At 68.4% G+C, this 11,226-nt stretch carries 10 protein-coding genes; 1 reads left to right on the forward strand and 9 read right to left on the reverse strand.

Translation table 11 applies throughout. From position 1 onward, the window contains the following. Positions 1-14: 14 nt before the first annotated feature. Both RDU83_04730 and RDU83_04735 read right to left on the reverse strand, forming a co-directional pair. On the reverse strand, positions 15-1,202 hold the full coding sequence (locus tag RDU83_04730) for a CoA transferase (GenBank protein MDQ7840318.1): 1,188 nt from the start codon (positions 1,200-1,202) through the stop codon (positions 15-17). A 25-nt stretch (positions 1,203-1,227) separates the two neighbouring features. Then, positions 1,228-2,058: a cyclase family protein gene (locus RDU83_04735; protein ID MDQ7840319.1), complete on the reverse strand. Its 831-nt coding sequence runs from the start codon at positions 2,056-2,058 to the stop codon at positions 1,228-1,230. 179 nt (positions 2,059-2,237) lie between these two features. On the opposite strand from RDU83_04735, the gene RDU83_04740 reads away from it, so the two are divergent. Next, positions 2,238-3,515 carry a cytosine deaminase gene (locus tag RDU83_04740; GenBank protein MDQ7840320.1) on the forward strand — a complete coding sequence of 426 codons (1,278 nt, stop codon included), beginning with the start codon at positions 2,238-2,240 and terminating at the stop codon, positions 3,513-3,515. 23 nt (positions 3,516-3,538) lie between these two features. Here RDU83_04740 and RDU83_04745 read toward each other — a convergent pair whose 3' ends face one another. From RDU83_04745 to RDU83_04775, 7 genes are all read right to left on the reverse strand, one after another. Then, on the reverse strand, positions 3,539-3,928 hold the full coding sequence (locus RDU83_04745) for a helix-turn-helix transcriptional regulator (GenBank protein MDQ7840321.1): 390 nt from the start codon (positions 3,926-3,928) through the stop codon (positions 3,539-3,541). Between the two features lie 544 nt (positions 3,929-4,472). Further along, a complete protein-coding gene (locus RDU83_04750; protein MDQ7840322.1) occupies positions 4,473-4,931 on the reverse strand; it encodes a RidA family protein in 459 nt (152 codons plus the stop codon). A gap of 36 nt (positions 4,932-4,967) precedes the next feature. Beyond that, on the reverse strand, positions 4,968-6,206 hold the full coding sequence (locus RDU83_04755; protein ID MDQ7840323.1) for a DUF1116 domain-containing protein: 1,239 nt from the start codon (positions 6,204-6,206) through the stop codon (positions 4,968-4,970). A gap of 4 nt (positions 6,207-6,210) precedes the next feature. After that, positions 6,211-7,977: an acyl-CoA synthetase FdrA gene (fdrA, locus tag RDU83_04760; protein ID MDQ7840324.1), complete on the reverse strand. Its 1,767-nt coding sequence runs from the start codon at positions 7,975-7,977 to the stop codon at positions 6,211-6,213. A gap of 30 nt (positions 7,978-8,007) precedes the next feature. Next, positions 8,008-9,342, reverse strand: coding sequence for a S41 family peptidase (locus RDU83_04765; GenBank protein MDQ7840325.1), 1,335 nt, complete (start codon positions 9,340-9,342; stop codon positions 8,008-8,010). Between the two features lie 3 nt (positions 9,343-9,345). Further along, positions 9,346-10,623, reverse strand: coding sequence for a TolC family protein (locus RDU83_04770; GenBank protein MDQ7840326.1), 1,278 nt, complete (start codon positions 10,621-10,623; stop codon positions 9,346-9,348). Positions 10,624-10,651: 28 nt separating this feature from the next. Beyond that, complete coding sequence (locus tag RDU83_04775; protein MDQ7840327.1) at positions 10,652-11,188, reverse strand: hypothetical protein; 537 nt, start codon at positions 11,186-11,188, stop codon at positions 10,652-10,654. Positions 11,189-11,226: the final 38 nt, after the last annotated feature.

An 11,226-nucleotide genomic window follows, 5' to 3' on the forward strand; every position in this document is an offset into this window, starting at 1 on the left:
CTGGACTGGGGATCCTAGATTGCGCCGGCGCGGCGCATGCCTTCAACCGCCTCGGCGTCGTAGCCCAGCTCCGCCAGGATTGCGGCGGTGTGCTCTCCCAGCACCGGCGGCGGCGAAACAATGCGCCCCGGGGTCGCCGAGAGTTTCACCGGAACGCCTGTCTGCCTGATCCGACCGGCTCGCGGGTGATCCATCTCCACCACCATGGCCCTGTGTTGCACCTGGGGGTCGCTGAAGAGGTCCGAGAGCAGGTAGATGGGGCCGCAGGGCACCCCGGCCTCCTCGAGCATGGCCACCCAGTCGGCTGTCGCGCGAGCGGCGAAGAGTTCCTCCAGGCGCGCGATCAGCACGTCCCGGTGCGCCACGCGGTCCGGATTGGCGCGAAACCGGGGATCGTCGGCCATCTCCGGAGCCCCTACCGCAACCACGAACCGGCCCCAGATCGCCTCGCTGCCCACGGCTACGTTGACGTACCCATCCCGCGTCCGAAACGCCTGGTAGGGAACGATGGACGGGTGCGCGCTGCCCAGGCGCTTCGGGTTCTCGCCGGTGGCGAAGTAGTGGCCGGCCTGGTAGGTCATCCATGCCACCTGGCCGTCCAGCATGGAAACGTCCACCAGTTGGCCCCTTCCGGTGCGGTCGCGCACGCGCAGCGCCGCCAGGATTCCGTAGGCCGCAAACATGCCGGCGGCGATGTCGGTCACGGCGACCCCCACCTTCACCGGCGGCCCACCCTCCTCACCGGTGATGCCCATCAGGCCGCCCATGCCCTGGAGGATGAGGTCGTAGGCCGTGCGCTCGCGGTAGGGACCGTCCTGCCCGAACCCAGAGATGGAGCAGTAGACCAAGCCGGGATTCAGCGTGCGCACGGCGGGATAGGCGAACCCCAGGCGCTCCATGATGCCGGGGCGAAAGTTCTCCACCAGCACGTCCGCCCGCGCGATGAGCCGGCCCAGCACCTGTTGACCCTCGGGCGTCTTCAAGTCCAGGGTGAGGCTCTCCTTGTTGCGGTTGATACCCAGGAAGTAGGCGCTTTCACCGGCGATGAACGGAGGTCCCCACCCTCGGGTATCATCTCCGCCGGTGGGGACCTCGATCTTGATCACGCGGGCGCCGAAATCGCCCAGCATGAGGGTGCAGTACGGCCCGGCCAGCGCCCGGGTCAGGTCAACGACCAGGAGGCCTTCCAGGGGAGTCTTCATCAGCAGCGGGCGCCCGCTTCGTCTTCTACGCTTCCACAAACCCCACGAAACGGCAGAACGCCGCCTCGCCACCCTTGAACCGGAACGGGAAGCAGCCCACCCAGACGCGCTGGTTAAGGATCAGGTCAATGTCCCCGCCCACGTTCTCGATGTGGAACACGCCCTTGGGGAAGAGCCGGGTGTGCGTGGCCTGGTAGTCCTTCGGCCAGGGGAACGCCTGGTCCATCGTCATGCCGATCTTGGCCTCTACCTCGGGGATCAGGTCGCGGCGGGCGTCACGCACCTTGGTGTTGAACGGGTGATCGGTCGAGATGGCGTCCACGGCCATCCAGCGGATCCCGCGATCGAGCACCCAGTCGCAGAACTCGGCCTGCGGCCCGGGATGGCGCAGGAACGCCCGGGGCAGGTCGGCCCGGGCGTCGGCGTGCTGCTTCTTGGTGTGCTCGGACCAGTCCTCGTTGTAGTAGGCGTGATAGCCGGTGTGGATGACCAGGATGTCGCCGCGCTCGATCTTGGTGTTGTACTTCTTCTCCCACTGCTCGAAGTGCTTCGGGCCGTAGATCTCGTAGTCGCCAATCCCAAACTGCGCCAGGTCCACGATGCACGCTGGGCCCACAAGGGCGCCGATCGGGATCCCTGCCACGTCCGGCCCCGGGTCGTTGAAGTGCAGCGGCGCGTCGAGGTGCGTGGCGATGTGGTTGGTCGAGCTGATGTGCTGGGCGTTCACGCCCTCGAAGGCCATCTTCTTGACCCACTTGATGGTGGGACCTTCGTAGTAGGCAAAGGGCGGCGAATCCACGCTGAAGTTCTGCGAAAGATCCAGGACCCGTGCTTTTGACAGATCAAACGACTTCATCCGTTCACCTCCATCTGGGGCTTCTCAGTCCGTCGGTTGGTTCTTCGGCGGCGGCGGCGCCATGCCTGCTGCGCCCCGGCCGGAATCTGAAGGGAAACAACGCCGCCGCGGGTAATCCGTAGCCATCACGGCGCCGGTGGCGGGCGTGCACGCCCCGGCCGCGGGGCGCAGTTCCCGAGGTGAGCGCTTTGGACCTCATCATCAGGCAGGCAACGGTCGCGGGCGCGGCGCAACCCATGGACATCGGCATCCGCGGTGAGTGGATCGCGCGGATCGGCCCCGCGATCGAGGAGACCTCGCCCCACGAGATTGACGCCGCCGGCCGAATGGTCACTCCGTCGCTGGTCGAGACGCACGTCCATCTCGACGCCGCACTTACCGTGGGCCAGCCCCGCCACAACCTCACCGGCTCGCTGTTCGAGGGGATCGAGATCTGGAGCGAGCGGGTCAAGACGCTCACGCGCGAGGACGTGATCCGCCGGGCGGACCAGGCCATTCGCTGGATGCTGGCCTGCGGCGTTACCCACATCCGCACGCACGTGGATGTGTGCGATCCGGCGCTGGTGGCCCTGGGGGCGCTGCTCGAGGTCCGCGAGGCCTGGCGGGGTGTGGTCACGATCCAGATAGTGGCCTTCCCGCAGCAGGGCATCTACTCGTTCCCTGACGGCGAGGCGCTGATGGTCCAAGCGCTGGATCTCGGGGCAGACGTGGTGGGGGGCATCCCGCACTACGAGTGGACGCGCGAGTACGGCGAGCGCGACGTCAAGACCGTGCTGCGCCTGGCCGCGGAGCGTGGGCTGCGGGCCGACCTGCACTGCGACGAGACCGACGACGACCAGAGTCGGTTCCTCGAGGTGGTGGCGGCCGAGACCATCCGGCTGGGCCTACAGGGCCGCGTGACAGCCGGCCACGCCACCGCGATGCACTCCTACAACAACGCCTATGCCCACCGCTTGATCCGCTGGATACGGCAGGCAGGCGTGCACATCGTCACCAATCCCCTCGACAACTCGGTATTGCAGGGCCGGTTCGATGCCTACCCCATCCGGCGCGGGTTCACGCGGGTCAAGGAGTTGCTGGCCGGGGGTATCAACGTGTGCATAGGGCACGACTCGATCATGGATCCCTGGTACCCGCTTGGGACCGGCGATCCCATGCAGGCGTGCTTCGTGATGGCGCACTACGGGCAGATGTCGGGATACGAGGAGGTGCGCGCCCTCCTGGAGATGGTGACGACGCGCGCGGCCGCCTGCTTCGGGCTGGACCAGTACGGCCTGGCCGAGGGCTGCGGGGCCGACCTGGTGGTGTGGGACGCGCCGACGCCCGAGGACGCCGTGCGGCGCATCGCCCCACGCCTGGCGGTCATCTCGCGCGGCCGGGTGGTGGCGCGGACGACACCGGCCCGGTCAGAGGTTATCCTGCGCGGGACCCCAGAGGCGGTCACATTTCAGCCATGACCGGCAGCGCACCAGGGGTCAGGTTAGTCCCCTTCTGCGGCCATCCGGACCACCGGCTCCACAAGGCGAGGACCGCTCCTGATGCGGACAGGCCTGACGCCCTTTGCCGGCCTACCTGACCTGGTAACCGGACGGACTTCCAGATCGTATCCTGCTGCCCCGTACACCTGCGCCAGCTTTTCCAGCCCAGGCAGCACCTTACCCCTCTCAATCTTTGCAAGCTCAGGCGGCGACATCCCGGCCGAGGTGGCGGCTTCCCGCTGCGTCAATCCGCACCGCCTGCGCAGTTCAATCAACTGCCGGGCAATCTCGTACTCTGGAGCCAGCCGCTCGAATGCGGCCCTAAACCCGGGATCGACCAGTTCCCTCTCAAGCCAGTACCGCCAGCTCACGCTCGGGGGTACCTTCCGCACGCGCCTCACTCATGTCACCTCGCAGCACTTCTCGCTCGCCAGTCTCGTTTGCGCGCCTTTGCAGTCCTTAGATCGTGGTCCGGTATTTCCCGTCCGCCCTTCGCCAGTCCATGGAGGACGACGAATCTGTGTCCCTGGGCCACGGAGTAGAGCATTCGCCTATCGCTCCCCACTGCCCGCATCTCCCAGATGCCTTGGCCCGCAGGAGCCACATGTGGCCTGCCTACATCCAGACCGTACTCCTCAAGCAACCGAGCTACATGAGCAAATCGCGCCTGAACCTCCTTCGGCTGACGGCTCAGCCACTCCTCGGCAGGCCTGCGGCCGGACGGTGTCCGGTAGAACTCCACCGTCCATTTCACGATGCTCCTCCCGAGTGTAGGGGCAAGAAGAGATTAGCAAATAAGCTAATTCAGGGCAAGCGCTGGCGTTGGGGCTCTTGATAGCGTGTCACCATCAAGCATCGGCACATCCCAGGAGGATTTGCGGTGTCAGGCCGATGATGGGTGGTAAGTCCACGGGCGCCGGGCGGCCCTGCCGGTCCCTACTCGACCTCCAGGATCATCTCAATCTCCACCGCGATCCCCCGCGGCAGCGCGTTCATCCCGACCGCCGATCGGGCGTGGCGCCCGGCATCCCCGTACAGCTCCACCAGCAGGTCTGAGGCACCGTTGATCACCTCGGGCTGCTGCCCGAATTCCGGCACGCAGTTGACCATGCCCAGCAGCTTCACCACCCGCTTCACGCGGTCGAGGTCGCCGAGCGCTTCCTTCACGGAAGCCAGGCAGTTGAGCGCCACCAGCCGGGCGGCCTGGTAGCCTTCCTCCACCGTCAGGTCCGCGCCGACCTTGCCGACGAACTGCAGCTTCCCATCACGGTAGGGACCGTGCCCTGACACGAACAGCAGGTTCCCCGTGCGCACGATGCGGACGTAGTTTGCGACGGGCCTGGGCGCGCTCGGAAGCTCCAGTCCCATCTCGGCAAGCTTGGCCTCGACCTTCATCTCATAACACCTCCGTCAGAGTCTTCCAGTTACACCTTACGTCGCGAGCTCGGCCATCGCTTCCAATGCCTGTTCGAAGCAGGCCATCGGCGGCCGCACCAGCCCGGCCCCGACCTGACCGACACCCGGCATCCTGTGCGCTATCCCGGTGTTGATGCGCGGGGTGATGCCGGTGCGCACTACCTTGCGGATGTCAATGCCGGTCGGGGTGCCGCGGAAGTCCAGCGGCGGCAGGCCGAACGCTGGGTTCTCGCCGACGGTGATCTCGTACATCTCCAGGGTCGCGGCCGCCGCTTCTGCCGGGGTCCCGCCCACGAACTTCACGATGGCAGGTGCCGCGGCCATGGCGAACGCGCCGATGCCCGCGGTCTCCGTGATCGTCGAGTCGCCGATGTCGGGGTTGGCGTCGGCGGATGAAAACCCGGGGAAGTACAGCCCGACCGGCACCGTGGCCGGGGCGGTGAACCAGCGATCGCCCAGGCCCGAGACCCGGACGCCGAAATCGGTGCCGTTGCGCGCCATGCACGTGACCACCGTGCTGCCGGCAATCCCTTGCGCTGCGTCCATGGTGGCCTTGCACGCGGCCATGACCGGGTTGAGCACCGCCAGATCGTTGTCGGCGAAGTAGCGCAGCACCTGCTCCAGCGTCTCAGGAGAGAGACCTACGCGGGCGAGGTGCGGCGCGAGCAGGCGGCCGAAAATTGCCGATCCGGCCCGGTTGCGGTTGTGGCCCTCGTCGCCCATGGTGAGCTGCTGCGCGATCAGGGCTTTCATGTCTAACCCCCCGGCGCGCCGCAGGGCTTCGCCGACCGCCGGCGCCAGGGTCCCGTTGATCCAGCGCAGCCGCGCGAGAACCTCCTCGCTGTAGGCGCCGTAGCGCAGCACCTTACCGTAGCCTTCGTTGAAGTTAGAGTACGCCCGATTGCCGGCCGCGCGGTTCTCAATGATGTAGACCGGCATAGAGGCGGTGGTCACGCCGGCCATCGGCCCCACCGCGGCGTGGTGATGGCACGGTTCAAAGCGGACCGCGCCCTGCTCCACCAGCGCCACCGCCTCGGCCTCGGTTTCCGCGCGGCCCTCGATGATCAGCCCGCCGATGATCGCGCCGCGCAGCGGGCCGGACATGCGCTCCCAGGCAATCGGCGGCCCCGCGTGAAGGATCAGATCCGGCGCCATCCCCGGGATGAGATCGAGCGCGCGGCCGACACCCACCAGAACCGGCTGCGCGGCAAGGATGCGGCCCAGTGCTTCCTGATTCGCGGCGTTGATGTCCACGGCACTATGCCTCCAGTTTGTCCAGCAGATCCAGCAGGTGTTGCTTCCCCCCGGCCGGTGGCTGCCAGTCCACGGAGACCACCGGCACACCTTGGGCCTGGAGACTCTCGGCGAACAACTCCAGCCCGACGTTGATGACCGCGGGCCGCGTCCCAAGCAGCGCGCTGACCGGCCCGACATCGGGCCATGCCGGCGCCGCGGCGGAGGCGGCAATGACCTTCTGCGTGTGGCGGGCTTCCCGCGCCCCGCGCGTCTCTACTATCAGTCGCGCGAGGTGCACCGCCTGCGCGTTGCTCTCCCCAACCAGCACCCCGGCCTCGACCAGCGCCGCGCGTTGCGCGCCGGCGCCCTGCGGATCGTCGTCGGTGCCACACACCGAACCCACGACAGCGAGGTGCCGCCCCTCACGGAACGCCAGCTCGCGGACCTCCCGGACTACCGGCGCGAGCGCCCCGGCGGGATCGGGGTGGGCGCCGTAGCCCAGAACCACGTCCAGCAGCACGATCGCCGTCTCTGGATCGGCGGCCTCCTGACGCAGGCGCGCCAGCCGCAGTGTGGGATCAAGCATCGGGTGAAGACGGCCCTGCGTGAACTCGTCCCCACCCATGTCAATCACGGTGTGCTCCCGGCTGCGCGTCACCGGTTCAAGCGCCTCCTTTGGATCTGCGGGAGAGTTCGAGTAGATGGCGCCCAGGTACGGCCGCAGCAACACCAGCGCCTCGTAGCAGAGGGTGCCGCCGCTGTAGAGGCCGCGCAGATACCGCTGCCCGCCGGAGAGCCGTCCGGACTCCTGCTCGGGCAGCGATCGCATCGGCGGTAGGGCCGCCTCAGTGCCGCAGGCCAGTTGCACCGCGCGACACGCGGCCTCCTCCAGGGTCGCGGCGCCCTGTACCCGCCCGGTGGGTTCCACTGTGGCGCCGACGAAGGCGGCGACGACCGGCTTGCTGCAGGCGGCGGCCGCGGCCAGGATCTTGCCGGCCACCTCGGGCGCGGGCGGCTTGCTCACCAGAACGATCACGTCGGTACCGGGGTCGAGCTCCAGCGCCCGCAGGCCCGCCAGCATGGTTGCCCCGCCGACGGCCGAGGAGAGGTCGCGCCCGCCGGTGCCAATCGCGTGCGTGATCCCGCCGCCCAGCCGGTGGATCAGCGAGGTAACCTCCTGCAGCCCGGTGCCGGCCGCGCCGACCAATCCGATGCGTCCGGCGCGGATCCGATTGGCGAAGCCGAGCGCGGCGCCGCCGATGATCGCAGTGCCGCAGTCTGGGCCCATCATGAGCAGTCCCTGTTCGCGGCTGCGCGCCTTCAGGGCGATCTCATGCTCGATGGGGACATTGTCCGAGAATAGGAGGACGTGCAGACCGGCATCCAGGGCCTCGCGCGCCACCGAGTACGCGAACCGACCAGGGACCGAGATCAGGGCGATCGTGGCCTCGGGAAGGGCACGCGCGGCCGAGGCAACCGTCTTGGGGCGGTAGGTATCACCAGCCGTTGACACCCGGCGGCGGGTGAGCACCTCTACGGCGAACGAGGCGGCCGCCTGCGCCTCCGCCTCCGATGCCGCCCGGGCAACGATCGCCAAATCGTCCGCCCGTGCCCCGGCGAGCCCTGGGAACTCCAACCCGCCTGCGCGCAGGATCTCCTTGTTCGCATCGGTCGCCATGACGACGCCGACGTCCTCCACGCCGGGCAGATCGCGCGCCTCGCGCTGCGCCAGCATCAGCGCCACGGAGTCGTAGTAGGTGCTGCGACGGACCTCACCGTAGATTGGCACGGCGCCTCCTGTGAAGCTTGGGGATCAGGCCTAGCGGGATGCGACGCCCACGAGCGATGCCGACTGCTGGAGCATCGCCACCGCGCGGTTCAACGGCGCGTCGCCAGGACTTCCGATCAGTGCTCCCCCAGTGGCAACCTCCACGTCCGGCGCCAGCCCGCGGCCTTCGATGTCGCGGCCCAAAGGGGTCAGATACCGCGACACGGTCAGCCGCAGCCCGCTGCCGTCGCGCAGGCGGTAAACCGCCTGCACCGTGGCCTTGCCGTACGTCCGCGTGCCCACGATCTTGATGCCGGCATCCTGCAGCGCCCCGGCCACGACCTCGGAGGAGCTGGCGCTCCCGCGATCCACCAGCACCACCAGCGGGCCGGTGTGCTTGGGAGCGCGCGGACGGACGGTGTACGTGATCGTACCGCCCCGGCCGTAGTCTAAGGTCACCACCACCCCCCGTTCCAGAAAGTGGCTGGCGACGTTCACCGAGGCGTCCACCAGGCCGCCGGGATTGCCCCGCAGGTCGAGCACCAGGCCCTTGGCCCCTTGCTCGAGGAGCTCGCGCAGTCCGGATGCGACCATCTCGGACGACGCCTGGTTGAACTGCGTGATCCGCAGGTACCCGATTCCGGAAGCCAGCACGCGGGTTGCCACCACACGCTGCATTATGCGGCGCCGGATAAGCGTCACGGACAGCGGCGCCGTGGCCCCCAGGCGCTGTATCGTCAGAGAGACCTCCGACCCCTCTGCGCCGCGTATCATCTGGCTCACCCGCTCGAGTAACAGCCCGGCGGTCGGTACACCATCTACCGCGAGAATGACGTCGCCGGCACGAAGCCCGGACTCGATCGCGGGTGACTCCTCCAGCACCTCCGTGATGACCGCCCCTCCGGCCCGCTCCTCGATGACGATACCGATGCCGACGAACTCATCCCCGCGGATCCAGTTGTTCAGTTGGACGAGGGCATCCGGTGAGAAGAAGGCGCTGTTGGGATCACCTAGCGCGGCCACCATGCCCGAGATCGCCGCGTAGACAACGGCAATCGGCCGGGCGCGGGCGAGCATTTGTACCTGCGCGATGCGGTACAGGAACTGTTCGAGGTCGCCCCGCTCATCCCCGGTGACAATCAGGGCACTCAGGGAGGCAGGGTTCTGCCCCTCCTCCCGCAGCAGGCCGCGCAACCCGGCGTCGGCGCCGCGCAGCAGGGTCTCCGATGAAGGTAGGAACAGGCTCTCTTCCCGCAGGGTGCGGTAGCTCTCGAGGAAGAGCCCGACGCCGATGTCGGCGGGTTGGGCAAGAGCAGGAGCAACCGGAACCCCGACCGCCAGGATCAGGGCCAGTAGAATCGGCAGGAGCCGGTTGCGCATACGCATGCCCTAGATCGCCCCGTCCACCAACGATCGCCCGAGCGCGTACCTCAGCGACAGCACCGCTGCCAGTTCGTCGAACTCCGCCCGGGCCAGCGTCACCTCGGCCGTCACCAGCGCCGTCTGCGCGTCCACCACCTCAAGGAAAGGCCCGGCCCCGGCGGCGTACCGCCCCTGCGCCAGGCGCAGCGACTCCTGTGCGAACGCAAGCCCCGCGCGGGCACTTGCTATGCGCGCCCGTGCGTCGAGTATCGCCAGATACGCGACAAAGCCTTGCTGTTGCAGCGTCAGGCGGGTGGTCTGGATGCGCTCGCGCACCGACGCCAGGGTGGCGGTGGCCTCCGCGACCTGGGCATCCACGCGGCCCGCATCCGAAAGCGGGAAGCTGATCGTGGTGCCTATAGAATAGGTGGTCTGCGTGGAGGGCGCGAAGGCCTGCGTGCCCCGGCCGTCTAGGGTCATCCGCAGGCCGCGGCCGGCTTGGGCCAGGGCCAGGGCCGCCTCCGCGGCCTCGATCTCGGCCAGCGCCCGGCGCACCTCTGACCGTTCCTCTATGAGCGCGGGCAGGCCCGCCGGCGTGATCGTCAGCCCAGGGACCGCGGGCGCAGGCGCAACCGCCACGGGCGAGGGCGGCGCTTGCCCCAGGACGACGTTCAGCGCTGCCTTGGCTTGATCCACCGCGTTGCGGGCAACGAGCAGCTCACCTTCGGCAGCGGCCAGCCCTGCCTGCGCGCGCACCACGTCGGCCCGGGGTACAACGCCGGCACGGAACTGCCCCTCGGCCAGGCGCAGCGACTCACGGCTCTGGGCCATGACCTGTTCTCGCAGCCCCACCGTGCGCTCGGCGCGCAGAAGGTTCACATAGGCCTGGGCCACGCCGTTGGCCACGTCCTGGCGCGCGGCCTCCAGTGCCAGACGGGCGGCCTTGAGGTTCGCCTCGGCCTGCCGCACGGCGTGGCTAATCTGGCCGTTGTCGTAGAGAACGTAGCTGGCGGAGATCGATGTGGAGCTGGAAAAAGACGGGGTCGTGGTGGCAGTTCCGCCGCCGGCCGTCGCCGCGGTGCCCGACGCGGTGAAGGTTGGACCCCGGCCGGCGCGGGCCAGCGCGACCCTGGCTTCGGCAACCGCGATCGCCTGGCGCGCCGCCGCGATGGACGGGTTGCGCTGATCGGCCGCAGCGATCAGCTCGGCCAGCGTAGCCGGTCGGGCCGTGGGCGTCTGGGCCGCGGCCGGGCCGCACGATAACGAGAGCAAGACGAACGCGATTGGGAGCGCCAGGTAGCGCATTGAATCCTCCTAAACGGGTTCCCGGATCTTAGGACTTCATTCGTCGTTCCAGGTACCGAATCATCCTCTCGAAAGTCCTGGCGCGACGCTGCGCGCGCTCCTCGTCGGTGACGTCAGCTCCGGCACCGGCCCCACCCGGACCGAGACCTGCGCCCAGGCCTGCTCCACCGGCCCCCTGCCCTCCTGGGACTCCCTGCCCTCCCGGGACTCCCTGAGCCAGTGCGCGTTCCCGGAACTGCTTCCTGGCCTCTTCAAGAGCGGCGCGCTGCTCCGCCGTGAAGACCTCGCTGACGGCGCGCACAATCGCCATGGAGGCCTCCACGTCCGAGAGCGGCACGTCCTTCAACGCCTTGATGAACGGCAGAACCCTGGCGATCTGTTCCCGGGTCAGTCGGGTCTCGGGCTCGCGCTCCAGGGTTCGGATTGATAGTATCACCAGAAACCCGGGGTCGCGCGGTCGCTGGGGCTGGGCGGCCGGCCGGCTGCGGCCACAGTAGTAGACACCTGCCCCGGCCATCGCCACGACGGCCACTGTCACCCCGAACCAGGTCCAGAGTCGCTTCATCGCCTCTTACCCTCCCAGATCACCGTCGGGCTGTCGGC

This window comes from bacterium (genome assembly GCA_031082185.1).
In the GTDB taxonomy this organism is placed as follows: Bacteria; Sysuimicrobiota; Sysuimicrobiia; order Sysuimicrobiales; family Humicultoraceae; genus VGFA01.

Coding starts and splice junctions, on each gene's coding strand:
- RDU83_04730 (MDQ7840318.1), bottom strand. CDS start 1,202: ATGAAGACTCCCCTGGAAGGCCTCCTGGTCGTTGACCTGACCCGGGCG.
- RDU83_04735 (MDQ7840319.1), bottom strand. CDS start 2,058: ATGAAGTCGTTTGATCTGTCAAAAGCACGGGTCCTGGATCTTTCGCAG.
- RDU83_04750 (MDQ7840322.1), bottom strand. CDS start 4,931: ATGAAGGTCGAGGCCAAGCTTGCCGAGATGGGACTGGAGCTTCCGAGC.
- RDU83_04765 (MDQ7840325.1), bottom strand. CDS start 9,342: ATGCGTATGCGCAACCGGCTCCTGCCGATTCTACTGGCCCTGATCCTG.
- RDU83_04770 (MDQ7840326.1), bottom strand. CDS start 10,623: ATGCGCTACCTGGCGCTCCCAATCGCGTTCGTCTTGCTCTCGTTATCG.
- RDU83_04775 (MDQ7840327.1), bottom strand. CDS start 11,188: ATGAAGCGACTCTGGACCTGGTTCGGGGTGACAGTGGCCGTCGTGGCG.